This window comes from Gracilibacillus thailandensis, from assembly GCF_010994055.1.
GTDB classification, from domain to species: Bacteria; Bacillota; Bacilli; order Bacillales; family Amphibacillaceae; genus Gracilibacillus; species Gracilibacillus lacisalsi.
In genome coordinates this window covers 66,617-93,112 of record NZ_WJID01000017.1, presented here as the reverse complement: position 1 = coordinate 93,112, position 26,496 = coordinate 66,617, and the positions used below count along the sequence as shown (strand labels likewise).

The following is a 26,496-nucleotide window of genomic DNA, read 5'->3' as shown; positions in this document are numbered from 1 at the left end:
GTAGATAAAACTACACCACCACATTTGACAAAGAACCAATAATTTGAGCATGATGAGCCACCTCTGTATATAACCATTGTTATCTCAACTTTCAAAAATAAAAAAGTAGGAAAAGGTTGATTAAAAAAGTAAAGATAGTTAATTTAAGTACCAAAAATTACACGAACGAAGTCAAAATAGTACTAAATAGTCAATTAAGTACCAAAAATAGAAATTATTATATTGAAATGGTACTTAAAATAGCTTTTAGTACCAAAATGAACCATGCTGAACACTAAATTGGCACTAAATCATAAAACTCTCATCAATTTCCTATTTAATATTTCGAGTAGTTTCAGTTTTTGCTATAGTCTTGGATAAATGTAACATTTACCAATGGATATCGAAACCAAGTAAGCCAAGGAGTAAAGCTTTTTTATCTATGTTAAAGTTAAGGATTATGAGAGGTGCTTCTCCTGTCCTCTTATCTAAAGTTTTGGTATGATGTGTGTATATTGTTGTGCTTTGGAGGTGTGGTCTGTTGAAAGAATTTGATTTTATTCGGTCCATTCAGCCGGATTTTTATCGACAATCCTCAGTTGTAAAAGGTATTGGTGATGATGCGGCTATTGTAAGACATACTAATGAGGATGTTATTACCACGGTTGATACGATGGTGGAGAATGTTCATTTTTCTTCTAAGACAACTGAACCTTTTCATATTGGTTATCGAGCATTGGCTGCGAATATAAGTGATATTGCAGCTATGGGGGGCAAACCAACGTCATATGTAGTATCGATTGTTATACCAGACAGCTGGTCTGCCGCCGATTTACAAGCGATTTATCACGGTATGAAAGAGCTGGCTAAAGTATTTAACATGGATCTTATCGGTGGAGACACTGTGTCAGGTGAACAATTAGTCCTTTCCATTACAGTATTAGGAACTGTTTTAAAAGGAAAGGCTAGATATCGCAGTGATGCACAGGAACATGATATAATCTTTGTAACTGGAACACTTGGTGATGCTGCTTGTGGTTTACATCTATTATTAAATGCTACTCACAAAGAGCAAGACAATTATCGATACTTTGTAAAGCGACATCAAATGCCAATGCCAAGAGTATCATTTATTAATCAATGTGAAAATATAACGCGGATGTCTTTAAATGATATAAGTGATGGTATTGCAAATGAAGCAAATGAAATAGCAGAGACTTCGGATAAAACATTGATCATTGAATATGATAAAATACCAAGCCATTCACGACTAGCTGATTTTTCCCATGAACAACAATTCAAATGGTCTTTAACTGGCGGAGAAGACTTTGAATTGATTGGAACTGTTTCTGAAAAAGATTGGGAACTATTAAAAACGATAGCCAAAAAAACAAATACTAAAATTTCAGCAATAGGAACGGTGCGAAATGATTGGAATAAGAATGGTACAGTATGGTTACAACATAATCATCAACTAAAAAAATTGGAAAAATCGGGTTATACACATCTAAGTAGGTGAAATAATGAGTACATATATTTTCGAATCAAATACAGAGGAAGAAACAAGAAGATTAGCAAATAAATTAGCAATACTGCTATCGCCTGGAGATGTACTAACTTTAGAAGGCGATTTAGGTGCAGGGAAAACAACTTTCACAAAAGGTTTAGGTGCTGGCCTTGGTGTAACAAGAACGATTAACAGTCCGACGTTTACGATTGTAAAAGAATATGTTGGAGAAATTCCGTTATATCATATGGATGTTTATCGTCTGGAGGATAGTGAAGAGGACATCGGTTTTGATGAATATTTCAACGGAGATGGTATTACCGTTGTAGAGTGGGCACAATTTATCGAAGAATTTCTTCCAGCAGAACGATTAGAGATTCAAATAAAAAGAATCGATGAACATACAAGAAAAATTATTTTTCATCCAATTGGAGATCACTTTGATTCGGTATGTAAGGAGCTATATTCATGAATGTGTTAGCAATTGATACTTCTAATCAAGTATTAGGAGTAGCGGTAAGTAAAGATGGAGAAGTGAAAGCAGAGTATACGGCAAATATCAAACGTAATCACTCGGTTGGCTTAATGCCGGCAATAGATCATGTTATGCAAGAAACAGAAACCACGCCAGCTCAGTTAGATAGAATTGCCATTGCCAAAGGTCCAGGCTCATACACTGGTGTTCGTATTGGACTCGCAACAGCAAAGACAATGGCATGGACGCTAAAGATCCCGATTGTGGCTATATCTAGTCTAGAATTATTGGCGCATAATGTAAGACAACAAAATGTACTGATCTCTCCTTTTTTTGATGCACGTAGAGGCTTAGTTTATACAGGGTTATATGAAAACAATTATGATCGAATTAATGTAAAAAAAGAAGACCAGAATATTTTAATGGAGCAATGGCTCGATGAAGTTAAAAGCTATCAAAAACCTGTTATCTTTCTTAGTCAGGACATCAAGCAGCACCAAAGCTTAATAAAAGAAAAATTAGCAAAGGCGGCCATTTTCCCCCCAGCCATTGACCATCTTCCTCGTCCTGGCCAATTAGCTCTTTTGGGCGCAGAACGTAATGAGGATAACCTTCATGAGTTAACACCTAACTATATACGTTTAGTTGAGGCAGAAGCAAAATGGTTAAAGGAACAAGAGCAAAATGGCTAGAGTTCAATTTCGAAAAATGGAAGAATCGGATATAGAGGAAGTGAAAGAGATAGACAAACGCTCTTTTTCAATACCATGGCCAGACGATATTTATGAAGAAGAATTAAAGAAGAACCATTATGCACAATATTTTGTTGCTACTTTAAATAAGAAAGTGATCGGCTTTTGTGGATCATGGATGGTGTTAGATGAAGCACAAATTACGAATATTGCAATTGATCCAGATCATAGAGGGAAAGGATATGGTCAAGGATTATTCCAGTACGTAATCAATTATGCAGTTGCCCGTGGCATTCGTCATTTGTCATTGGAAGTACGTGTTTCCAACCAAACTGCACAACGAATGTACAAGAAGTTTGGAATGAAACCCGGTGGAATCAGGAAAAATTATTATAGTGATAATCAGGAAGATGCTTTAGTATTGTGGGTGAATTTATGAGTGAATATATTTTAGGGATTGAGACGAGCTGTGACGAAACAGCTGCAGCAATAATAAAAGATGGTCGAGAAATTGTGTCAAATGTAGTAGCTTCCCAAATTGAGAGCCATAAACGGTTTGGTGGGGTAGTTCCAGAGATAGCTTCTAGACACCATGTCGAACAGATCACGATTGTGTTAGAAGAAACCTTTGCAAAAGCAGGTTTAACGATCGATGATATGGATGCTGTTGCCGTAACAGAAGGACCGGGTTTAGTCGGTGCACTTTTGGTTGGTGTTAATGCTGCGAAAGGATTGGCCTATGCTCATCAAAAACCATTAGTTGGTGTTCACCATATTGCTGGTCATATTTATGCTAACCGATTGGAAAAGGAATTTGAGTTTCCACTGTTAGCTTTAGTTGTTTCCGGCGGACATACTGAACTGATACTGATGAAAGAACATGGTGATTTTGAAATTATTGGGGAAACTAGAGATGATGCTGCTGGTGAAGCATATGATAAAGTCGCTAGAACATTGGAATTACCTTATCCAGGTGGTCCCAAAATCGATCAGTTAGCACATCAAGGAGAAGCTAACATTGACTTTCCGCGTGCATGGTTAGAAGAGGATTCCTTCGATTTTAGTTTTAGTGGATTAAAATCAGCTGTTATTAATACATTGCACAATGCCAAACAAAAAGGTGAAACGTTAAAACAAGAAGATGTAGCAGCAAGTTTTCAAGCAAGTGTTGTCGAAGTGCTAACAGAGAAAACCTTTCAAGCAGCCAAACAATATGGTGTGAAACAAGTGATTGTTGCAGGCGGTGTTGCGGCTAACAAAGGATTGCGAGCAGCGATGCAAGCTAAGTTTGAGGCGGAAGAAGCTGTAGAATTGCTATTTCCATCGTTATCGCTATGTACAGATAATGCAGCAATGATTGCAGCAGCAGGATCGATTGCGTTCAAACAAGGTCACCGAGCACAATGGGATTTAAATGCTAATCCAAGTTTAAGTCTGGAAAGATATGCAAAAAGATCAATGCTAGAACGATAAACGTTCTAGCATTTTTTTACGCAGTGTGCAGCCGGTGTGATGGTCAAGAAGTTGATATAGAAATCGTAAAATCTTTATTATCCACAAAGATTTTCTGTAAATGTGGATTATTACATATCCCTTGTGATATCAAGCTTGAATAACAGCAATAGAATGTGGATAAAACGAATTAAAATTGTGGATAATGTGGACAAACATCTTAATAACTGATTTGCTAGGACTGAATAAGTGGATAAGGGTGTGCATAATTGAGGATAAGTAAAATGGAAAAGGACATAATGCCTATTTCGCAAAATGCCCTTTGTGTCTATTCGTGTAATGTTTCCCATTCTTCCATTAATAATTCCAATCTTGCCTTTAAGGAGTCATTTTGGTTAGTTAGTTCCAATGCTTTTTCATGATCTTGAAAAACATCAGGATCACATAACATTTGGTCAATTTCTTCCATTTCTAACTCAAGCTGTTCAATATCATCTTCAATTTCCTTAATTCTACGCTCTTTTTTTCGTTGCTCTTTCTTTAATTGCTTTTCTTTTTCATAATTAGATTTTGTATTATCAGACTTGTCGACTGTTTTCTTTTCTTCCTTCTTTAGTTCGGCAAGTTCTTGTTCTTCTTGTTTTTTCTCCACATAGTAATCATAATCACCTAAGTAGAGTGTTGTTTTGTTAGCTTGCATTTCTAATACATGTGTTGCAATCTTATTAATAAAATAACGGTCATGAGAGACAAATAAAATCGATCCAGGATAGTCAATTAATGCAGCTTCTAACACTTCTTTGCTATCCAAATCTAAATGGTTGGTCGGTTCATCAAGTAACAAGAAGTTAGCCTTCTCCATCATTAATTTTGCTAGTGCTAGACGCGCTTTTTCCCCACCACTTAAAGCCGAAACGTTACGTAACACATCATCACCGCTGAAAAGGAAGTTACCGAGAATGGTACGAATGTCCTTTTCATTCATAACTGGATAATCATCCCACAGTTCATTCAATACCGTTTTCTTAGGATTTAATTGTGTTTGTTCTTGATCATAGTAACCAATCTGTACATTTGTTCCGAGCTGAATGTCACCTGAAGCAGGATCTAGCTGCCCGATAATCGTCTTTAATAAGGTTGATTTTCCAACACCATTTGGTCCGACTAGTGCTACACTATCTCCACGTTCGATATGCAAGTTAAGATTTGAAAAAATGAATGGATCTGATTCTTGATAGTGAAATGCTAAATCGTTAATTTTTAACACATCGTTACCACTTCTGCGATCAATTGTAAACGTAAACTTAGCAGAGCTTTCTTCGCCAGCTGGTTTGTCCATCACTTCCATTTTTTCTAACTGCCTACGTCTACTTTGGGCACGTTTCGTAGTAGAAGCACGTACAATATTTTTCTGAATAAACTCTTCCATTCTTTTAATTTCACTCTGTTGTTTCTCATAGAGCTTTAGATCACGTTCATAATTCGCTGCTTTTTGTTGCAAATAATCACTATAATTGCCATGATATTTAGTTGAATGATGTCGAGAGATTTCATAGACAATATTTACGGTTTTATCTAAAAAGTAGCGGTCGTGAGAGACGATGACGACAGCACCTTGATAATTGTTTAAATAGCCTTCCAACCACGTTAAAGTTTGAATATCCAAATGGTTGGTAGGCTCATCTAATATGAGAATGTCAGGCTTCGTTAATAAAAGTTTCCCTAAAGCTAATCTTGTTTTTTGGCCACCACTTAGTGTAGCAATCGAGGTCGTCCACATGCTTTCAGGGAAATCAAGGCCGTTCAGCACCGCTTTTATGTCCGCTTCATATTGATAACCACCTGCAAGCTTGAAGGCTTCTTGTTTTTGATCATAACTGGCAAGCAACTGCTCGTAACGTTCACTATCCGCAAGTAGATCAGGATCGCCCATTTGCTGTTCCATCTGACGTAGCGCTTTTTCTTCCTTTTGAAAGTGTTCAAAAATCTTAAGCATCTCGTCCCAAATCGTTTCATTAGAATTTAAACCTGAATGTTGTGCAAGATAGCCTAACGATACATCTTTCGGTTTATGAATTTCCCCTTCATCATAACTAAGTTGATTGGAAATAATATTTAAAAGAGTGGATTTTCCGGCACCATTTCGACCCACTATAGCAATCCGGTCATCGCTTTTTATCTCTAATTTTATATTAGATAAGATCAGTTCAGCACCGAACCTTTTGGTTAAATTGTTTACTTGTAAATAAATCATTTGCTTTCACCTCTAATATGTTCAGTGTATCGGAAAGCAGAAACCACTGCAAGCACGGTTATTTGGCTGTAAGTGAATTCTTTCACGACATTTAACCGCTTTTCTGTTAGAATAAAAAGTAAGTATAAACATTCACAAATCCAAACCGAATTATAGTAAGGGGAATGAATGATGATCAATCAAAATAAAATACCACAAGCGACGGCGAAACGTTTGCCGTTATATTATCGATTTTTAAATAATCTTCATATTCAGGGAAAGTCGCGAGTTTCTTCAAAAGAATTAAGTGAAGCGATGAAAGTCGATTCTGCTACAATAAGACGAGATTTCTCCTATTTTGGTGCTTTAGGGAAAAAAGGTTATGGCTATAATGTCGAATATTTGTTGGGGTTTTTCCGAAAAACATTAGATCAGGATGAAAATACTCCCGTTGCGCTAATTGGTGTAGGGAATTTAGGAACCGCTTTTTTAAATTATAATTTCACTAAAAATAATAATACAAAAATTGAAGTCGCTTTTGATGCTGATAAACGAAAGGTCGGCAAAACGATAGGGGATATTCAAGTGCACCACATTGACGATTTAGAGGGGAACTTAGAAAATATCTCTGTTGCAATTTTGACAGTACCTGTATCGGAAGCACAAAATATTACTGATCGTCTAGTGAAAGCAGGAGTCAGCGGTATTTTGAACTTCACACCGGCAAGAATTACAGTTCCCGAGAATGTCCGTGTACATCATATTGATTTAGCCGTGGAACTACAATCACTTGCCTATTTTATGAAGCATTATCCGTTAGAGAACGAGAGAGAAGAGTAAAAATATTATTACTAAAAAATAGACTCAGCTAACAGTAGCTAAGTCTATTTTTTCTTATTGTCATTCGCCTTTTTTATGCGAAAATGTAGATTGATTAATCTAAACGCAACCACAAAATCAATTGTTGCAAAGGTTGCTAATAAAATGGTAATAAAGTTAAAAACAGTTTCATCTGCCGATTGGATTGCGATGAAGGTGAACAAAGCGCCTAATGCAATGTAAAAAATGGCAGACCGTAAAGGTGAAATACGCATAATACTAATGTCCTCCAATAAGAATCGTCATTAACTCTTTTATTTGATCCATTTGCTGTTCCATTTCTTCTGGATCGACAGACAGTTGACCGATTACGGCAAATGTATTCATCGACATATGCACAATAATTGGTACAAGGATTCGTTTCGTTTCAACGTAAAGAAAGGCGAACACCATTCCAACTGAAGTGTATATAAGTAAGTGTTCAAAATCATTATGAACAGCTGCGAAAATGACCCCAGATAACAACGCAGCGAAAAAGAAGTTCATTCTCTTATAGAGTGAACCAAAAATAGCTTTACGAAACACTAACTCTTCTAGAATTGGTCCCAATATAGAAATAATTACAATGAACAAAGGAGTTTGTCGTGCTATGTTCATTAAGTCCATTGTATTTTCTGAACCAGGTGGGATTTTGAAAACTACCATCTCAATAACAACAGCAACGCCTTGTGTTATCATTACAAGGAAAAAACCTAGTACAGACCACAGTATAATGGTGCCAATTTTCTTTTGTTGTGCTTGGAAGAAATCTTGCACTTCATCCCTTATGAAATAGATAGATATCATCAAAGCTATCGCAAATGATGCAATATTCCAGTTAGCTTGGAAAGTATCCAAATCTTCAATGAAGGAAGCAAACGGTAGAGCCAAAAAGATGGAAAACTGCATAGCAATATACGTTATGATCAAATAAATATATTTTCTTGGCAAAGTATAACGACTCCCTTAAACTCTTTTTAATGTCATGATACGTATTTTAACATAAATTTAGAATAAAATTGAAATACTTCGTCTACACATAGAAGTATGTGAGTATTTTGCTGTTCATAAGTGGAGGGGAGACCCTCCACTTATATAGTTAGCGACCGGGATAAATTTTTTTAAAAAACGATATTAAAATACTTGCAAAAAAAATCAATTTTCATTATTATAATAATTGTGTTAGCACTCCTCTTGAACGAGTGCTAATAATCAACAAAATAATGAATGAGAAATTCAAGGAGGTAACGAAAAGATGCTAAAACCATTAGGTGATCGTGTCATTATTGAGCTTGTAGAGCAAGAAGAAAAAACAGCGAGTGGAATTGTTCTTCCAGATTCTGCGAAGGAAAAACCACAAGAAGGTAAGGTTGTAGCTGTTGGTTCTGGTCGTGTAACCGACAATGGAGAGAAAGTGGCACTTGAAGTTGAAGAAGGAAATACTATCATTTTCTCTAAATTTGCTGGTACAGAAGTAAAATATGAAGGTAAAGAATACTTAATTCTTCGTGAAAGTGACATTTTAGCAGTTGTAAGCTAAGTAAGATAACGAAGAGCTTTAAAGATAAATAACATAACATTTTTTCAAATTTTAAGGAGGTTTTTTCACAATGGCTAAAGAATTAAAATTTAGTGAAGAAGCACGTCGCGCAATGCTACGTGGGGTAGACACACTTGCTAATGCAGTAAAAGTAACATTAGGACCAAAAGGTCGTAACGTTGTTTTAGATAAAAAATATGGTTCACCACTAATTACAAATGATGGTGTAACGATTGCTAAAGAAATTGAATTAGAAGATAGTTTCGAAAACATGGGTGCACAGCTTGTTTCTGAAGTTGCTTCTCAAACAAATGATGTAGCTGGTGACGGTACAACAACTGCAACAGTATTAGCACAAGCAATGATCCAAGAAGGTCTTAAAAACGTTGCATCTGGTGCAAACCCAGTAGGTGTACGCCGCGGTATTGAAAAAGCGGTTGAAATCGCAACGGAAGAACTTCGTAAAGTTTCCAAACCTATCGAAGGAAAAGATTCAATTGCACAAGTAGCAGCTATTTCTTCTGCTGATGATGAAGTAGGTCAATTAATCGCAGAAGCAATGGAGCGTGTGGGGAACGATGGTGTTATCACAATCGAAGAGTCTAAAGGATTCAACACAGAATTAGAAGTTGTTGAAGGTATGCAATTCGATCGCGGATATGCTTCTCCATATATGGTTACTGACCAAGACAAAATGGAAGCAGATCTTGAAGATCCTTACATTTTAATTACAGATAAGAAAATCAACAATATCCAAGAAGTATTACCAGTTCTAGAACAAGTTGTACAACAAGGTAAACCACTTCTTTTAATTGCTGAAGATGTAGAAGGCGAAGCGCTTGCTACATTAGTAGTGAACAAACTACGCGGAACATTTAATGCAGTTGCTGTAAAAGCTCCTGGATTCGGTGATCGTCGTAAAGCAATGCTAGAAGATATCGCTGTATTAACTGGTGCTGAAGTAATTACAGAAGATCTTGGTTTAGATCTTAAAAACACTAGCATTGAGCAATTAGGTCGCGCTTCTAAAGTAGTTGTTACTAAAGAGAACACAACTATCGTAGAAGGTTCAGGTGACCCAGAACAAATCTCTGCTCGTGTTGCACAAATCCGTGCACAGGTAGAAGAAACTACTTCTGAATTCGATAAAGAAAAATTACAAGAGCGCCTAGCTAAGCTTGCTGGCGGTGTAGCTGTAGTAAAAGTTGGTGCTGCAACAGAAACAGAACTTAAAGAACGTAAGCTACGTATTGAGGATGCATTGAACTCAACTCGTGCAGCGGTTCAAGAAGGTATCGTTTCTGGTGGTGGTACGGCACTACTTAACGTATATAACAAAGTTGCAGAACTTAACCTTGAAGGTGACGAAGCTACTGGTGTAAACATCGTACTTCGCGCACTAGAATCTCCAGTTCGTCAAATTGCAGAAAATGCTGGATTAGAAGGTTCAATTATCGTAGAACGTCTAAAAGGTGAAAAAGTTGGAATTGGCTTCAACGCAGCAACTGGTGAATGGGTAAACATGATCGACGCTGGTATCGTTGACCCAACCAAAGTTACGCGTTCTGCACTTCAAAACGCAGCAAGTGTATCTGCGATGTTCTTAACTACTGAGGCAGTAGTAGCTGACATTCCAGAAGAAAATGGTGGCGGTGCACCAGATATGAGTGGAATGGGTGGCGGAATGCCAGGCATGATGTAATGCACTCTTCCAGAAACGAAGTTAACGATAAATAGTATATAAGTAGAAGACTACTTCCTAAGATAAAGGAGGTAGTCTTCTTTGTTGTTTTTCTGCTTATAAAAAGTCTTAAAGGGATCTCATTAAATGATTATCGATTATTATAAAATGCAAAATAATGAAGTTATTAGGATGGTGAGTATAGTATAGGAGGTCTATTGGATATGATAAGGGAGAAGGGAGTCTGACAAATGCCTAACTATGTCCCTTATATGATCCTTACTATCATAAGTATTTTAATATTGGTTTTAATAATTGTTCATAAGCGTCAATTTGGTGTTACTGTGCTATTTCTATGTTTTTCGGGAATGGTATATATAGCAGAACTCTTTGTTATGATCATCGGAAATAGCTACAATTATTTTCCTGAAGTACTCTCTGTACCATACTACGATAACGTACTAGGCGCAATTGTTTCAAACTTATTTGTCATCCCTATCTTGGGTGTTGTAGCAGCGATGTATAAGCTTCGATTTCGTTATCTCGTACTCTTCGCAGTAATGCTGGTAGTTATAGAATGGTTATTTGAATGGCTTGATATTTATCAGACAAACTGGTGGAGGAAAGAATATACCTTTATCTGCACATTGTTTTTCTTTTCATTATCTAAATTCTGGATACGAGCTCTACAGTTAGGTACTAAATGGTCACGATTTCTATCATTGTGGATGCAAGGATGGAGTGGAGTTGGTACTGTGATGTTCATCATGTCTGTCGCTACCATTCGATATTATGAATTTGGTTTTTTTGAAAATGTTTATCGTGATGACATTTTAGTATCAGCAATAATGGGGATTTTGAAAAGTTTAATATTTGTTATAGCAATTATACTCTTCCAAAAGTTTCGCTGGCGATTACTTGCGCCTATTTTGGTTTTTGGAATTGATTTGCCTCTGTATTACGTAGGTATACTTGTAATTGAAATACCATTTTGGATATATACTATCATTTATCTGGTTTTGGCAACTCTTTTACTTAGGTGGAACCAGTATGCCTATTCTTTTATTTGCAAAATGGCAAGATGACACCCCCTTGATGGAGCTATTGAAGATCAGTCGTGCATAGTAAAGTAAATATATTTTAAACGCAAGAGGCAGCAAAGCATTTACTTTACTGCCTAATAATTCAAGCTTGAGTGTATTGTTTTTGAATATTAGCAATCGCTTCATATTCTTGTTCCAGTAGGCGAGGTATGCGAATAGGGATGGGCATTAATTCTTGGTAGATTTTTGCGGCATCTGGATTAGGGTGATGGCTATGAACCGAACCAACCATGTTTTTCACTTCCTCCAAAGAATCGATATCTCCTTTCGCATACATGCCTAATACAACAGCTCCTAAGCAAGAACTCTCGAAGCTTTCAGGTACCATGACTTCCTGGTCGAATATGTCAGCAAGCATTTGTCGCCAGAATGGAGAGCGGGCAAACCCACCAGTAGCTTGGATCCGTTTCGGTTCACCGATTAATTCTTCTAGAGCTAGTAATACACTATATAGATTCATCATAATTCCTTCTAGTACAGCTCGTATCATATGTTCTTTCTTATTATGATGCATGGCTAGCCCAAAAAAGGAACCTCTTGCATTCGCATTCCATAATGGAGCCCGCTCTCCTGTTAAATAGGGGTGGAAAAGCAATCCTTCTGATCCAGCTGGAACGGTTTCGGCAAGTGCTGTGAGTAAATCATATGGGCTTTCACCAGTCTGTTTGGCCTTTTCAACTTCTGCTTGTCCCAATTCCTCCTTCAGCCAGCGGAAAATCATGCCGCCATTATTGACAGGGCCACCAATAACCCAGTGCTTATCGGTTAAAGCATAACAGAAAATCCTTCCTTTTGGATCGGTGACAGGTTTATTTGTAACAGTGCGAATAGCTCCACTTGTTCCAATTGTTAGAGCTACGACCCCGGGTTCAATCGCATTTACTCCTAAATTAGACAGTACGCCATCACTTGCACCAAGAATAAAAGGTAGATCGGAAGGTAATCCTAGTTCTTCCGCATATGGTGGATGTAGACCTGTGATGAAGTGTGTCGTTGCTACCGGCGTACTTAACTGCTCCTTATTAATTTGTAGTAGTTCCAGTACTTCTTGATCCCAGTCCAATTGCTCTAAGTGAAACATGCCTGTAGCAGAAGCAATTGAGTAATCAATCATATATTGACCAAACAGCCGGTAGAAAACATACTCTTTAATAGAAATAAACTTATGATCAGGTTTGAACAACTCAGGGTGTTCTTCTTTTAACCATACCAATTTCAGTAAGGGTGACATTGGGTGAATTGGTGTGCCAGTACGTAAGTAAATTTGATGTCCATTATACGCTTGCTTTACTTTCTCCATGTAATGAAAACTGCGATTGTCAGCCCATGTAATGGAGTTAGTTAATGGCTCACCATTGTGATTAACGACCATTAAACTATGCATGGCAGAACTAAATGAAATAAATTGTACGTTATTTCCAGCTATTTTTGCTTCTTTCATACTTTCTTTAATAGTAGTTAAAACAGCTTGAAAGATTTCTTCAGGATTTTGCGCTGCAACTTCCGGTTTGGGAGTATGTAATGGATACTCCACGCTCGCTCTGCTTAAAGCCTCTCCATTATTATTAAAAACTACTGCTTTCGTACTTGTCGTGCCAATATCGACACCAATCATAACATTGCTCATGCTGATAGATTCCTCCTATGTAAAATGGGCTGCTGCTTATTTCAAAAAAGCAGCGCCCATCGTATCAATTATGAAATAAAAATGCCTAGGATAAGTGCTACGGATAAACCAACAAGACCTATTAATGTTTCCATAACTGTCCAAGATTTCAAGGTATCCTTTACATCTAAACCAAAGTATCGACCCACTAACCAGAAACCAGAGTCATTGACATGTGATAACACTGTTGCACCTGATGCAACTGCGATAACGATTAACCCTAAAACAGGACCTTCAAGGCTTAAGATATCAATTAAAGGAGCTACAAGTCCTGCTGCTGTTACCATCGATACAGTTGCAGAACCTTGTGCGACACGTACAGCAGCCGCGATTAAGAATGCTAGTAAAATCGGTGGTAGATTTGAGCCAGCCATCATGTTACCAATCACATCACCTACACCAGATTGAATTAAGACTTCTTTAAATACTCCACCTGCACCAGTTACTAAGATAATAATCCCTGCAGGTTCTAATCCTTTCGTTGCAATATCTTGTACTTCCTGACGAGAAAGACCGCGTTTTGTTCCTAAGAAAATAAAGGTTAAGATCGTTGCAATCGTTAAGGCAACAAAAGGATGTCCTAAGAAAGTGAATATCTCACGTGCCATATTTCCTTCCTCTAAAAAGAAGTCTGAAAATGTATTACATAAAATTAGTACTAAAGGTATTAAAATAATGGAAGCAATTAAAGAAAAGCTAGGCAATTCTCGCTCATCATATTCTATTTCTTCCATATTCATGTATTCTGGTACAACTACATGTAGACGTTTGGAAATATAACGTGCAAACAGTGGACCAGCAATAATCATGGAAGGTATACCAGCCAGTGCGCCGAATAAGATAACCCAACCTAAGTCAGCTCCGACTAAATCTGCAACCGCAATTGGTCCAGGAGTCGGGGGAATAAAACTGTGTGTAACCGCTAAACCAGCAAGTAAAGGAATACCGTAATACAATAATGATTTTCCTGTTTTCTTTGCTAAACCGTATACAAGTGGTACAAGTATGATAAATCCAACATCAAAAAAGACGGGAATAGCTACAAGAAAACCTGTAATCCCTAATGACCATTGAGCTTTATCTTCGCCGAGTTTATTGATCATGGTACGTGCCAAACGATCAGCACCACCAGATACTTCAAGCATTTGGCCAAACATCGCGCCTAGACCGACAACAACAGCGACAAAACCTAATGTTCCCCCCATACCCTGTTCCATCGTGTCGATTACATCGCCAAGAGGCATTCCTGCTAAAATACCGACAATTAAACTGACGACTAATAAAGCAACGAACGCGTGTAATTTCGTTCGAATAACGAGAAATAATAATAAGAATATTCCTGCTAACGCAATAAGTATTAACATTTGATCTGACATGTTGTTTCCATCCTTTGCTGAAAAATTTTTTAGACCTTAGTTACAGCATGGCCACCGAATTCATTACGGAGTGCTGCGACAACTTTTCCGGTAAATGTGTCTTGCTCTTGTGAGCGATAGCGCATCATTAGAGCGAGTGTGATAATAGGCGCAGCCATTTCATAGTCGAGTGCTGTTTCTACTGTCCATTTTCCTTCTCCTGATGAGTGCATGATTCCTTTTATTTGTTCGAGATTAGGATCTTTTCCGAAAGCGTCTTCTGTTAACTCCATTAACCAGGAGCGAATAACGGAGCCATTATTCCACACTTTGGCAACCTTTTCATAATCGTAAGCAAAAGGACTTTTCTCAAGTATGTCAAAACCTTCTGCTATCGCTTGCATCATACCATATTCGATTCCGTTATGGACCATTTTAAGAAAGTGACCGCTTCCAACAGGACCAGTATACAAGTAGCCATTCTCTACGGTTAAGTCTTGAAAAAGTGTTTCTAGCTTTTCGAACTCCTGCTGCACTCCACCTATCATTGTACAGGCGCCATTTCGGGCACCATCAACACCACCGCTTGTCCCACAATCAAAGAAGTAGATCCCTTTTTCTTTACACGCATCCCCACGCTTGATGGAATCTTTGTAATGAGCATTTCCGCCATCAATAATGTGGTCACCGCTTTCAAGATGCTCCAGTAAAGCTTGAAATACAGATTCTGTAGCATCACCCGCTGGAACCATCATCCAAATAATCCGTGGTGCTTGTAAACGATTTACTAGTTCTTTTATCGTTGGGGCGGCCTCACCACCATCTGAAATAATATGCTGTCGTGCTTCTTCACTCATATCGTGAGCAATAACAGTATAATTTTTATCTAGTAGATTTAGCGACAGTTGGTATCCCATTTTCCCTAAACCTATCATTCCTATTTCCATCATGACCAATCCTCTTTCGAAAAAATTTTCGTTCTTCATACATTATACGAAAAAAAATTCTTTTTTCAACCGTTTACAAAAAATATTTTTTTTCGTACACTAATCTTGTATAATGAGAACTAAAGGTCGTTCAGGAGAATGCTAATGAAAAAAAGAGAGCAAACATGCTTAGAAAAGGTACGAAGAAATTATCCGAGGTTTAGTGTCACAGAACGAAAAATTGCTGATTATATCTTAGAAAATCCTAACCAGATTATTCATTCTTCGATTAATCAGTTGGCTGAGGATTTAGATGTTGCAGATTCAACTGTTTTTCGATTTTGTAAGCGGATAGGTTATAAAGGTTACCAGGCAATGAAAATTGCATTAGCCTCTGAAGTAGTGTCTTCTATTCAACATATTCATGAAGAAGTGGAAAATGATGACGAATTAAATACGGTAGCTGCCAAAGTATTTCGAACCAATATTCAATCTTTGGAAGAAACATTGAAGATTATCGATGAAGAACAATTGCAAAAGGCTGTAAATAGCCTATTGTCTGCCCGCCAAATCTACTTTTTTGGTAGTGGTGGATCCAATACGGTAGCATTAGATGCATACCATAAGTTTATTCGTACCGGTTTGCCGGTACAAACTGCAGTGGATACTCATTTTCAGTTGATGGCTGCTTCCCAGCTGGATGAGAGGGATTGTGCTGTGCTTATTTCACATTCAGGGTCATCGAAGGATATTTTACATATTTTAAACGTATTGAGAAAGAATCAAGTAAATACGATCGCGATTACCAACTTTGCGAAATCAACGTTAAGTGAAGCGGTACATATTCCACTATATACAAGTTCTGGCGAAACCGATTTTAGAACAGAAGCATTTTCTTCGAGGATTGCGCAGTTGACATTACTTGATTTATTATATGTGAACGTTTTGATGAATAGGGGAGAAGTGGGGCAAGAAGCGCTCAATAAAATGCGCGAAGCTATTACGGTGAAAAGAATATAGAGTGCTTTATACCCTACTAGTGTATTATAAAATAAGTGAAGTAAAGAGTAATGAAGTAAGGATTACATTGAAATAAACTATAATATGAATAAAAATTTTTTACTTGGAAGGTATCACTAGCAAAAGCTCCGATGATAAAATTGAATGATCGGAGCTTTTTTATTATGGGTGAATTGTTCAATAATGTAAGACATTAAATGAACTGGTCGTAATCAGTGGAAATTTTCCCGGTTTGTTATAGCGCATCTTCGTGGGAAGTAACTTTTATGAAACCCACACCGTAGTTTATCAATCTTTTTTGCAAAATTATCGTCATATGATGAAGCTTGATGACCATATACTAATCCTATTAGATAAATAATAAGTGGTTGACAATTATACCCCCTATGGTATAAAATGATATTTGCACTTGGTTAACACCGCCTAAAACGAAAAGCGAAGGTGGACAACCAATTTTTATTTTGTTATTTATATACCTATAGGGGTATAAGTATTATTGAATGGAGGAATTAGAATGTCAGAAAAGAAAAAAACGAATATTATCTTATTCAGCGGTGATTACGATAAAGCTATGGCAGCTTATATTATTGCAAATGGTGCAGCAGCTTACGATCACGAGGTGACCATTTTTCACACGTTTTGGGGATTAAATGCGCTCAGAAAAGATGAGAGCATTCAATTAAAAAAAGGATTATTAGAAAAATTGTTCGGAAAAATAATGCCCAGAGGAGCAAATAAAATGGGGTTATCCAAAATGAATTATGCTGGGTTTGGTCCAAAAATGATTAAAGATGTCATCAAAAAGCATAATGCAATGCCATTACCTGACTTAATTGAAATGGCACAAGATCAAGATGTAAATCTTGTGGCATGTACCATGACAATGGACTTATTAGGGCTCCAAAAAGAAGAGTTACTAGAAGAAATTGAATATGCAGGGGTTGCAGCATATCTAGGAGACGCAGAAGACGGAAATGTAAACTTATTTATTTAATGTCTCATCGGTTGGAGGATCAAATGGAATATTTACTTTATATCGTATATTCGTCGTTTCTAGTCTTTATTTTGAAACGCTTTTTACCAATGAAAGGCATTAAAAATATGACAACAGCAGAATTGCGTAAACAACTTAAAGACAAAGATAAACAATTTATTGATGTACGGACACCAAGAGAGTTTAAAGGTAACCATATTAGTAATTTTAAAAACTTGCCACTACATGAATTAAGTGAAAAAGCTAGCAAACAACTGTCACCAGAAAAAGAAGTAGTTATCATATGTCAGAGCGGTATGAGAAGTAAAAAAGCAGCAAAAACACTAAAAAAATTAGGTTTTAATCAAGTTGCAAATGTAAAAGGCGGCATGAGTGCTTGGAAATAAGTTGAGAGGAGATAAAAAAATGAAGGAAATTTCATCGAAACAATTGCAAAAAATGATAGAAGACAAGCAAAATTTAAATATTATCGATGTTCGTGAAGTAGAAGAAGTAGCTCATGGGAAAATACCTAAGGCAATACACATTCCTTTAGGTTTGCTAGAATTTCGTAAGCATGAGCTGGATAAATCAAAGGAATATATTATCGTTTGCCGTTCTGGCGGTAGAAGTGCTCGTGCTGCTTCATTTCTTGAAGACCAAGGATTTCATGTAACGAACCTGATTGGAGGTATGTTGGCATGGGAAGGTGAAACAGAATAAAGCTTATCAATATTTTTAAAATAAATATGGGAGGTTGTAGAAAATGGAAGATATAAAAGTAGATGTTAGGGTAGATGCTAAAGGATTAGCTTGCCCAATGCCGATTGTGCAAACAAAAAAAGCAATGAAAGACGTGGAAGCTGGGCAAGTGATAGAAGTGCTAGCAACAGATAAAGGTTCAAAGGCAGATATGAAAGCATGGGCTAAAAGCGCTGGTCATCAATATTTAGGGACAATTGAAGAAAATGATGTGCTGAAACACTTTTTAAGAAAAGCTTCCACAAATGAAGATGTAATAGAACCCAAACATCCAAACATTATAACAAATGAAGAGTTTGAAACAAAGCTAGCTGAAGATATAGTAGTGTTAGATGTAAGAGAATCAGCGGAATATGCATTTAATCATATTCCAAATGCGATATCTATACCATTAGGAGAATTAGAAGATCGCTTAAATGAGTTAAATAAAAAGGATGAAATCTACGTTGTATGTCGTACAGGTAGTAGAAGTGATTTAGCGGCACAAAAGCTAGCAGAGAAAGGTTTTGAACATGTTGTAAACGTAGTTCCCGGAATGAGTGAGTGGAATGGTCAAACAACAAAAATATAAAAAATTTTAACATAAATTATACCGCGGGGGGTAAGTGAAATGTCTATAAAAATAATGACTGCTCATGAAGTAACACAAAAGGTTTTTAATAAAGAAGAGTTATTTATCTTAGACGTTAGAAATGAAGATGCTTTTCAGGATTGGAAAATAGAAGGTGATTATTTTGAATATCTTAATATTCCATATTTTGAATTGTTAGATGGAGTGGAAGGAATTCTAGATAAACTTCCAAAAGATAAAGAAATTTTAGTTGTATGTGCGAAAGAAGGTTCATCTGTAATGGTTGCAGAGATGTTATCTGAACAAGGATTAACGGTCTTTTATCTTCAAGGTGGTATGAAAGCTTGGAGTGAGCATTTAGAACCTGTAAGAATTGGGGATTTAAATGGTGAAGGTGAGCTTTATCAGTTTGTACGAATTGGTAAAGGATGTCTTTCTTATATGGTTATTTCAAATGGAGAAGCAGCGATCATTGATCCAACAAGAATGACAGATATTTTTGTCGACTTTGCCAAAGACAAACATGCCAAAATCACAAATGTATTAGATACCCATCTTCACGCAGATCATATCTCTGGAGGAAAAAAACTAGCAGAACAAACAGGTGCAACATATTGGCTGCCACCAAAGGACGCACAAGAAGTAACATTTGAATACGAACCGTTAGAGGATGGTAAAGATGTAACAATCGGAAATACAACGATTAATATATATGCTCTATACTCGCCGGGGCATACAATCGGTTCAACGTCATTTGTTATAGAGGAGCAATTCCTGTTATCTGGTGACATATTATTCATCGACTCTATCGGAAGACCAGATCTAGCAGGAAAAGCAGAAGACTGGGTAAGTGATTTAAGAGAAAGTCTCTATTCACGTTATCGAGAGCTTTCTGAAGAATTAATAGTACTACCAGCACACTTTATGCTTATCGATGAGTTAAATGATGATGGAAGTGTTAAAGAGAAGTTAGGGGAGCTTTTTAAAAGAAATCATGGGCTCAAGATCGAAGACGAGCTAGCGTTTAGAAAGCTTGTAACAGAAAATTTACCACCACAGCCTAATGCTTATCAAGAAATTCGTGAAACTAATATGGGGAAAATAACTCCAGAGGAAGAAAAACAAAGAGAAATGGAAATTGGTCCAAACCGTTGTGCAGTAAGATAAAATTTAATCATTCAATCATATAAATGAAAAATAGGAGGAATTTACCATGGATGTAACAAAAGTATTAGATGCAAAAGGTTTAGCATGCCCGATGCCAATTGTAAAAACGAAAAAGGCAATGAACGAGCTAGAGTCTGGAGATATTTTAGAAGTGCATGCAACAGATAAAGGCGCAAAAAGTGACTTAACAGCATGGGCTAAATCAGGAGGTCATGAACTTTTAAAAGATACAGAAGAAAATGATGTATTAAAATTTTGGATTAAGAAAGGTTAAGGAAAGGGAGCCATACGTATGGTTCCCTTCCCTTTCCTTTAAGGAGGAAAAAAGGGATGGATATCATTTTTATTATTACCATATTTCTAATTGGTTTTATCGGCTCCTTTATTTCAGGAATGGTTGGAATAGGTGGCTCTATTATCAAGTATCCGATGTTATTGTATATTCCCCCGCTAATAGGTGTAGCAGCATTTACCGCACATGAGGTGTCCGGTATTAGTGCTGTTCAAGTGCTTTTTGCGACTATTGGAGGTGTATGGGCATATCGTAAAGGGGGATACTTAAATAGAAAACTTATTATTTATATGGGAGTAAGTATTCTAATCGGAAGTTTTATGGGAGGGTATGGTTCAAAATTATTACTTGAAAGCGGCATTAACATCACCTATGGAATACTCGCACTAATTGCTACTATTATGATGTTTATTCCCAAAAAAGGAGTAGATGATCAACCGCTTGAGCAAGTAGACTTTAACAAATGGCTTGCAGCTACAGCAGCATTCATTATCGGTATAGGGGCAGGGATTGTTGGTGCAGCTGGAGCTTTCTTGTTAGTACCTGTTATGCTTGTTGTCCTTAAGATACCAACACGTATGACCATTGCTTCTTCCTTAGCTATTACATTTATTTCTTCGATTGGTGCAACGGTAGGAAAAGTAACAACCGGTCAAGTGGAGTACTTTCCAGCATTTATTATGATTATTGCCAGCTTAATTGCGTCCCCATTAGGTGCAAATGTAGGTAAAAGAGTGAATACAAAATTGCTACAGGTTATCCTAGCATTATTAATTGGTGGTACAGCTATTAAAATTTGGATCGATATTTTTTAATAGAATACCAAATGTCAGATAAAGACAAGCAAATAGAAGCTTATGCATACCACTACCCTATTTACATCGTCATTATGTTAGAATACCAATAGATGGAGAGTTAATAGTGATTCTTTCCGACCGATTAGAATGTAATCTTAGTATCCGGTATTTAAGAAAGAAAGGATTCCATGTGATTGGTTACTACATGCCACATAATATGAAAAAGGGAGAGTTCTATTATGGAATACAATGCACAAATGATAAATAGAATGAAAAGGATAGAAGGACAGGTTAAAGGATTATTGCGTATGATGGAAGAACAAAAGGATTGTAGAGACGTAGTAACACAAATGTCAGCTGTAAGAAGTGCTCTGGATCGAACTGCGGCTTTAATTGTTAGTACTAATTTAGAACAATGCATTCGTGAAGAGAAGCAAGCTGGCGAAAGTTCTGAAGATTTAATTAAAGAAGCTGTTAATTTACTTGTCAAAAGTAGATAAAAATGATCTATGAATAAATCCCTGCTATAATTTGAAAATTAAGAACAAGTAATAACTGAAAAGTAAACGTATTAAAACTAAGGATTCGTCTGTATTTGGCGATAAGCCTTAGTTTTTTTATTAAGATAGGAAAGGATCTAACCATTGGTGTTTGTTTGGCTTGAAGATCTAACTTTTTGAGCGGTTTGTGGTTGGGAAAATTAGTTGAAGAACAAACAAATGCTAATAAACCCATGGAAAGGAAAGTGGGCAATCGGAATGGTAGCCATACTGTTGATATATTTCATTCGTGATAAGTGTAGACAAAACTAAATAGAAGCATTCCTGAAACAGAAATACAAAGGAAGGGCAAAATCGTATCCAGTTCATGATTGAATTGGAGTGGAATGGATAGAGCATTCTTAGAGTAAAGAATACTTTTTTTGGTAAAACATCCTCTCTCATCGTAATATAATAGGCACATGATCAAATAAAAAAGCATAGGATGGGGGTAGATTGGAAGAAAGGATGAGGAAAGTATGTACCATAATTCTTATATGCATCCATACTATGTTAATCAGCCCATGTATCAACAGGGGATGCATTCAGGTAAAGGAAATGAAATGAGCCAAACAGATTATGGACCAAGGCCCTATGTATTTAATATTAATGAAGCAACGAAGCAGAATTATACATTTCGCACAGCTATATGGACTGGTTCGCACTTTCAGATTACGCTAATGAGTATTGGTGTAGGAGAAGATATTGGTGTGGAAATGCATCCAGATGTCGATCAATTTTTACGAGTCGAACAAGGTCATGGGATCGTTCAATTTGGAAACAATCAATATCACTTAAATGTAAAAAGGTATATTGGTGATGATTCAGCTATCATCGTTCCAGCAGGCACATGGCATAATGTGATAAATACTGGAAAGGTTCCACTTAAACTATATTCTATTTATGCGCCACCAAATCATCCGTTTAATACCGTACATGTTACAAAGGCAGATGCACTAGCTGCGGAAAGTCATCACCACAATGGAAATACTTCTTTTTTTAAATGATAAAAAATTATTAAAGAATGCTATAATTCCATATTTATTAAAAAGGGAAAGAAAGTATAGAATCAGCACAGTGTTAAACAAAGTAGTATATTTCGAAATGTTTACCCTCCGTTATTAATACAAACGAAACCGTTTTGTCAATTTAGCAAGTGATTGCGATAATTCTGTTAGTTTTAAGCCAATATCGTGAGTTCTCTCCATTTGACGAATTTGCTCATCACTTGTTGCATACATTTCTTCAGCGCTTGCTAATGTTTCCTGAGAGACAGATGCAAAGCTAACAGTTGCTTGTTCAAGATCAGGTAAAACTTGCTGCACGTTTAGCAGTTCATTTTCCATATTGTTAATGCGATTGCTAACCGTATCGATTTGTTCCATTAATTCATCAATGGATAATTTCGTATCGTTAGCGATAGTTAAGTTAGACGTGATGCTTGTATGCATTTGATCGAATTCGTCTGCTGCTTGTGTTGTTACACTCTCCATTTCCGAGATGGAGTTAGTAATTTCTTCTGTCGCATTGGTAGCTTGTTCTGCTAGCTTTCTGACTTCATTTGCAACGACAGCGAATCCTTTACCAGATTCACCTGCTCTAGCTGCTTCAATGGCAGCATTCAACGCTAAAAGCTTGGTTTGTTCGGCTATTCCTTTAATTAAATCGACTAAGCTGGTAATGGACGATGAGTGAGCATTCACTTGCTGTATCGTTTGATTCAGATGCTCAAAACCTTGACCAAAGGAAGTAATCATTTCGATCAGCTTTGTCATGTTTTTCTCACCATATGCTGCAGAGTTATTCATATTCTCCGAGCTATTATCAACCATTTTCATATTTTCTAATAAAGAAAAGATCTTTTCTTTCATTTCGTTGAAACTATTGGTACTATGCTCTGAACTGTTAGCAGTTTGTTCAGCACCTTCTTTTACAACATTGATGGATGCAATTAACTGATGACTTGACGCTAAAGAACTGCCTGAAGAATCTTTTAACAGATCTCCCGTTGTTTCTAGCTGGGAAGTAGTATCATCGAGTTCTTTCAACATTGTCCGCATTTGCCTGATCATAGCGTCATAACTTTTATGCAATGATACGATCTCCGGTATGGTCGTATTTATTTCAACTGTATCTTGTAAGTTGCCGTTTCGTGCCTCTCTCATGGTGTTTCGTAATTTCGTTAAAGGCTTGGTTAAACTTCGAACAAAAAATAATACAATGAAGACGGAGATAATTAAACTAACGATGATGACAATAATAATCGTTTGAGCCATATCATGAACAGCCCCCATATAAGACTGGGTAGGGACAACTAAAACGTATAGCCCATCAATTTGCTCACTTAAATCTTCAACAATCATGGTATAGTCCATCCCATTGATTTCTTTGTGCATGACTCCTTTGTTTAGTTCAATCATTTGATCTATTAAGGAGTCAGAAAAAGTGAAATTACTGTCATTACTTACTTTGAAGGGGGTGACATCGCTATCAACAATATAGTAAATATCAGACATGATTCCTTCTTCTTCAAGTCTCTCTTTTTGTGAGCGTATTTCTGTTTCGAGTTGTTGCATAAAATATTCATCATCACTAACATATAGAAATTTCAGGTTGTCAGCTATGTATGCAAGTAATTCCCCTTCACGTGTCAACCGGTTTTCCATTGTTTCCATTGTTGTCTCTTTTGCATTTAGGTATGTACTTAAGCCGACAACACTTATGGAGATAATTAATAGAACAAAAAATAAAACTAGTAATCTAGTTTGTAAATTTAACTTTGATAGGAAGCTTTGTCTATATTTCTTTTCCTTTTGAGGCTTTTTACCTGCTTTCCCGAAATAAAACTTCAATTTGTAATCCTCCAGTTCCTAGGTAATTATCCTTACATCGACAAATTGTAACAAATGAATGTTAAGTTAATGTTAATTTTAGATATATATTTAGTAAAAAAGTACCATGATGTTAACTGGAAGATGGAAGTGTACAGTGAAAAAAGGCAAACTAACCATAACAAGCATTACTTGATAAAAAGTTTCTAATTTTTAATACATTTACCTTAACAAACATAATCGATTTCAAAGCCGAGATCTTCTATCATTTGATAATCTTGTAAGCGAGCTTGTCCTTCTGTTGTTAAGTAATCCCCAATAAAGATAGAATTAGCAGGATAAAGTCCAAATGGTTGAAGGCTTCTCAAGTTCACTTCTCTGCCGCCGGATATACGAATTTCTTTTGCTGGATTGGTAAAACGAAATAAACAAAGGACCTTTAAACAATACGTAGGCGTCAATTCGTCAGTCCCTTCTAATAATGTTCCATCAATGGCATGCAGGAAGTTAACGGGGATAGAATCGGCATTCAGTTCCCTTAAGGCACGCGCCATTTCAATTACATCTTCTTTGGTCTCTTTCATACCGACAATTACACCAGAACACGGCGAGATTCCCGCTGCTTTGACGGCATTTACTGTGGCAACCCGGTCATAGTAGCTATGACTCGTTGTAATTTGATCGTGATGATTTACGGATGTATTAATATTGTGATTGTATCGATCTACCCCTGCTGCTTTTAATTGATCGGCCTGTTCTGGTTCTAACAGTCCTAAGCATGCACAAATTTTCATATCGTAATGTTGTTTAATTTCCTCAACTGCTGAAGTGACCGTATCAAGTTCCCGTTTGGATGGACCACGACCACTGGCGACAATACAATAAGTACCTGATTTTGATTCATGTGCTCTTTTAGCACCTTGGACAATCGATTGTTTATCCAGCATTCGATATTTTTCAATCGGGGCGGTAGCGTCTCTTGATTGAGCACAATACCCACAATTTTCAGGACATAGGCCCGATTTCGTGTTGATAATCATATTGAGCTTTACTTTATTGCCATAGTACTGTTTGCGAACCTGGTAGGCACTATCTAGTAGATTTAATAATTGCTCGTTTGGACAGTTTAAAACGGTAAGTGCCTCCTGGTTTGATAGCATTTCGTTATGTAGAGCTTTACTTGCTAATGATTGCCAAATACTCATAGAACCCCGCCTTTTTAAGCTGCGTTTTGATTATGTTGGTTTCGAAACATACTTTTGGAGATGAAACTTTTTTCTAGCCGATGAGCAAATATCCCTGCTCCGATGGATAACAAGATATCCTTAGGCAAAGGAACTGCCAACCAATACCAAACAAGTTGATAAGAGAATCCTTCAGGTGCGTCAAACCAGAACATATAAGCTGCATACATCCAATTAGCCCCTATGAGGTAATTAATGACCATCGCAATCAGTGCAGCAGTGATATACATGGGAAAGCTCTGTTTCTTCTCTATTAATTTACCTGCAACATATGCGATTACTATAAAAGAAACAATGAAACCAAAAGTTGGTGAAATAAGAGTTGAAGCACCACCTTTAAATTGGGCGAAAATCGGGGCACCCGCTAAACCTAGTAACATGTAGACCAACATGGAAATAGCTCCCAACCGGCTTCCTAGAATAAGCCCTGCTAAGATTGCAAAAAAAGTTTGTAACGTGATGGGAACTCCACCAATCACCATGAAAGGTGCAATCGATGTAATATTCGCACCTACTGTCATTAAGGCAATAAATATACTGCCGATAGTAAGATCAAGTGCTGTTAAGCGTTTATTATTCTGCATTATTTTCCTCCTTTCCAAAAATAGATTAAATGAAGAAGTAAGAATTGTCAACCTGATTAATGATAGGTTAACGTATGTGAGTGGTCATTTCTTCGCGTATTCGTTCACAAAATTGACATATTTATACACGCTCCTTTATAATTGCTTACGATAAAGAAAATGAAATCATGGTTCAATCCGTCCGTAAAACTCCTAACTTGCAAAGAAGCTAAGTAAGGGGGCACGGGCATTAACACTCTGATAAATCTC

General features: G+C 36.8%; 28 protein-coding genes. 19 read left to right on the top strand and 9 right to left on the bottom strand.

What is annotated here, in order from left to right; genetic code table 11:
• The first annotated feature begins 520 nt into the window (after nt 1–520).
• Genes thiL through tsaD form a run of 5 tightly spaced genes read left to right on the top strand, consistent with a single transcriptional unit; the run spans nt 521 to nt 4,126 of the window.
• On the top strand, nt 521–1,498 hold the full coding sequence (thiL, locus tag GH715_RS07200; RefSeq protein WP_153834798.1) for a thiamine-phosphate kinase: 978 nt from the start codon (nt 521–523) through the stop codon (nt 1,496–1,498).
• 4 nt (nt 1,499–1,502) lie between these two features.
• Nucleotides 1,503–1,958 (top strand): tRNA (adenosine(37)-N6)-threonylcarbamoyltransferase complex ATPase subunit type 1 TsaE, encoded by a 456-nt coding sequence (tsaE, locus tag GH715_RS07195; RefSeq protein ID WP_153834797.1) that lies wholly within the window; start codon nt 1,503–1,505, stop codon nt 1,956–1,958.
• On the top strand, nt 1,955–2,653 hold the full coding sequence (gene tsaB / locus GH715_RS07190; protein ID WP_153834796.1) for a tRNA (adenosine(37)-N6)-threonylcarbamoyltransferase complex dimerization subunit type 1 TsaB: 699 nt from the start codon (nt 1,955–1,957) through the stop codon (nt 2,651–2,653). Before tsaE ends, tsaB begins: the two co-directional genes overlap by 4 nt.
• Nucleotides 2,646–3,092: a ribosomal protein S18-alanine N-acetyltransferase gene (gene rimI, locus GH715_RS07185; protein WP_153834795.1), complete on the top strand. Its 447-nt coding sequence runs from the start codon at nt 2,646–2,648 to the stop codon at nt 3,090–3,092. The genes tsaB and rimI overlap by 8 nt, the downstream gene beginning before the upstream one ends.
• Complete coding sequence (tsaD, locus tag GH715_RS07180) at nt 3,089–4,126, top strand: tRNA (adenosine(37)-N6)-threonylcarbamoyltransferase complex transferase subunit TsaD (protein WP_153834794.1); 1,038 nt, start codon at nt 3,089–3,091, stop codon at nt 4,124–4,126. The genes rimI and tsaD overlap by 4 nt, the downstream gene beginning before the upstream one ends.
• Nucleotides 4,127–4,433: 307 nt before the next feature.
• Here the strand turns inward: tsaD and GH715_RS07175 are convergent, their stop codons facing one another.
• Complete coding sequence (locus GH715_RS07175) at nt 4,434–6,359, bottom strand: ABC-F family ATP-binding cassette domain-containing protein (RefSeq protein WP_153834793.1); 1,926 nt, start codon at nt 6,357–6,359, stop codon at nt 4,434–4,436.
• Between the two features lie 171 nt (nt 6,360–6,530).
• On the opposite strand from GH715_RS07175, the gene GH715_RS07170 reads away from it, so the two are divergent.
• Entirely contained in the window at nt 6,531–7,178 is a 648-nt protein-coding gene (locus GH715_RS07170; protein ID WP_153834792.1) for a redox-sensing transcriptional repressor Rex, read from the top strand.
• A gap of 44 nt (nt 7,179–7,222) precedes the next feature.
• Here GH715_RS07170 and GH715_RS07165 read toward each other — a convergent pair whose 3' ends face one another.
• Nucleotides 7,223–7,432, bottom strand: a complete 210-nt coding sequence (locus GH715_RS07165) for a YdiK family protein (RefSeq protein ID WP_153834791.1) — start codon at nt 7,430–7,432, stop codon at nt 7,223–7,225.
• Nucleotides 7,433–7,436: 4 nt separating this feature from the next.
• Nucleotides 7,437–8,147: a CPBP family intramembrane glutamic endopeptidase gene (locus GH715_RS07160; protein ID WP_018934110.1), complete on the bottom strand. Its 711-nt coding sequence runs from the start codon at nt 8,145–8,147 to the stop codon at nt 7,437–7,439.
• Nucleotides 8,148–8,451: 304 nt separating this feature from the next.
• On the opposite strand from GH715_RS07160, the gene groES reads away from it, so the two are divergent.
• The 3 genes from groES to GH715_RS07145 all read left to right on the top strand — a co-directional run bounded on the left by groES (nt 8,452) and on the right by GH715_RS07145 (nt 11,502).
• On the top strand, nt 8,452–8,736 hold the full coding sequence (gene groES, locus GH715_RS07155; RefSeq protein WP_018934111.1) for a co-chaperone GroES: 285 nt from the start codon (nt 8,452–8,454) through the stop codon (nt 8,734–8,736).
• A 70-nt stretch (nt 8,737–8,806) separates the two neighbouring features.
• Nucleotides 8,807–10,438, top strand: a complete 1,632-nt coding sequence (gene groL, locus GH715_RS07150; protein ID WP_153834790.1) for a chaperonin GroEL — start codon at nt 8,807–8,809, stop codon at nt 10,436–10,438.
• Between the two features lie 230 nt (nt 10,439–10,668).
• Entirely contained in the window at nt 10,669–11,502 is an 834-nt protein-coding gene (locus tag GH715_RS07145; protein WP_153834789.1) for a hypothetical protein, read from the top strand.
• Nucleotides 11,503–11,602: 100 nt separating this feature from the next.
• Here the strand turns inward: GH715_RS07145 and gntK are convergent, their stop codons facing one another.
• The 3 genes from gntK to gnd form a co-directional block, all read right to left on the bottom strand.
• Nucleotides 11,603–13,147 (bottom strand): gluconokinase, encoded by a 1,545-nt coding sequence (gntK, locus tag GH715_RS07140; protein ID WP_153834788.1) that lies wholly within the window; start codon nt 13,145–13,147, stop codon nt 11,603–11,605.
• A 68-nt stretch (nt 13,148–13,215) separates the two neighbouring features.
• On the bottom strand, nt 13,216–14,562 hold the full coding sequence (locus GH715_RS07135) for a GntP family permease (protein WP_153834787.1): 1,347 nt from the start codon (nt 14,560–14,562) through the stop codon (nt 13,216–13,218).
• 29 nt (nt 14,563–14,591) lie between these two features.
• Complete coding sequence (gnd, locus tag GH715_RS07130) at nt 14,592–15,488, bottom strand: phosphogluconate dehydrogenase (NAD(+)-dependent, decarboxylating) (protein ID WP_153834804.1); 897 nt, start codon at nt 15,486–15,488, stop codon at nt 14,592–14,594.
• Between the two features lie 144 nt (nt 15,489–15,632).
• Between gnd and GH715_RS07125 the strand changes: the two genes are divergently transcribed.
• From GH715_RS07125 to GH715_RS07080, 10 genes are all read left to right on the top strand, one after another.
• Entirely contained in the window at nt 15,633–16,487 is an 855-nt protein-coding gene (locus GH715_RS07125) for a MurR/RpiR family transcriptional regulator (RefSeq protein WP_153834786.1), read from the top strand.
• A gap of 514 nt (nt 16,488–17,001) precedes the next feature.
• On the top strand, nt 17,002–17,481 hold the full coding sequence (locus GH715_RS07120) for a DsrE/DsrF/DrsH-like family protein (RefSeq protein WP_153834785.1): 480 nt from the start codon (nt 17,002–17,004) through the stop codon (nt 17,479–17,481).
• 23 nt (nt 17,482–17,504) lie between these two features.
• On the top strand, nt 17,505–17,867 hold the full coding sequence (locus GH715_RS07115) for a rhodanese-like domain-containing protein (RefSeq protein WP_153834784.1): 363 nt from the start codon (nt 17,505–17,507) through the stop codon (nt 17,865–17,867).
• Nucleotides 17,868–17,886: 19 nt separating this feature from the next.
• Nucleotides 17,887–18,183, top strand: coding sequence for a rhodanese-like domain-containing protein (locus tag GH715_RS07110; RefSeq protein ID WP_153834783.1), 297 nt, complete (start codon nt 17,887–17,889; stop codon nt 18,181–18,183).
• Nucleotides 18,184–18,226: 43 nt separating this feature from the next.
• Nucleotides 18,227–18,793 (top strand): sulfurtransferase TusA family protein, encoded by a 567-nt coding sequence (locus tag GH715_RS07105; RefSeq protein ID WP_153834782.1) that lies wholly within the window; start codon nt 18,227–18,229, stop codon nt 18,791–18,793.
• Nucleotides 18,794–18,832: 39 nt separating this feature from the next.
• Complete coding sequence (locus GH715_RS07100; protein ID WP_153834781.1) at nt 18,833–19,960, top strand: MBL fold metallo-hydrolase; 1,128 nt, start codon at nt 18,833–18,835, stop codon at nt 19,958–19,960.
• A gap of 46 nt (nt 19,961–20,006) precedes the next feature.
• Entirely contained in the window at nt 20,007–20,234 is a 228-nt protein-coding gene (locus tag GH715_RS07095) for a sulfurtransferase TusA family protein (protein WP_153834780.1), read from the top strand.
• A gap of 56 nt (nt 20,235–20,290) precedes the next feature.
• Complete coding sequence (locus GH715_RS07090) at nt 20,291–21,067, top strand: sulfite exporter TauE/SafE family protein (RefSeq protein ID WP_153834779.1); 777 nt, start codon at nt 20,291–20,293, stop codon at nt 21,065–21,067.
• 221 nt (nt 21,068–21,288) lie between these two features.
• Nucleotides 21,289–21,549, top strand: a complete 261-nt coding sequence (locus GH715_RS07085; RefSeq protein WP_153834778.1) for a metal-sensitive transcriptional regulator — start codon at nt 21,289–21,291, stop codon at nt 21,547–21,549.
• A gap of 563 nt (nt 21,550–22,112) precedes the next feature.
• Entirely contained in the window at nt 22,113–22,595 is a 483-nt protein-coding gene (locus GH715_RS07080) for a cupin domain-containing protein (protein ID WP_228760262.1), read from the top strand.
• A 114-nt stretch (nt 22,596–22,709) separates the two neighbouring features.
• On the opposite strand, the gene GH715_RS07075 is transcribed toward GH715_RS07080, so the two are convergent.
• The 3 genes from GH715_RS07075 to GH715_RS07065 form a co-directional block, all read right to left on the bottom strand.
• Nucleotides 22,710–24,440, bottom strand: a complete 1,731-nt coding sequence (locus GH715_RS07075) for a methyl-accepting chemotaxis protein (RefSeq protein WP_153834776.1) — start codon at nt 24,438–24,440, stop codon at nt 22,710–22,712.
• 206 nt (nt 24,441–24,646) lie between these two features.
• The gene (bioB, locus tag GH715_RS07070) at nt 24,647–25,624 is read right to left on the bottom strand and encodes a biotin synthase BioB (protein ID WP_153834775.1); all 978 of its coding nucleotides are present in this window, start codon (nt 25,622–25,624) and stop codon (nt 24,647–24,649) included.
• Between the two features lie 14 nt (nt 25,625–25,638).
• Nucleotides 25,639–26,247, bottom strand: coding sequence for a biotin transporter BioY (locus tag GH715_RS07065; RefSeq protein WP_153834774.1), 609 nt, complete (start codon nt 26,245–26,247; stop codon nt 25,639–25,641).
• Nucleotides 26,248–26,496 lie beyond the last annotated feature (249 nt).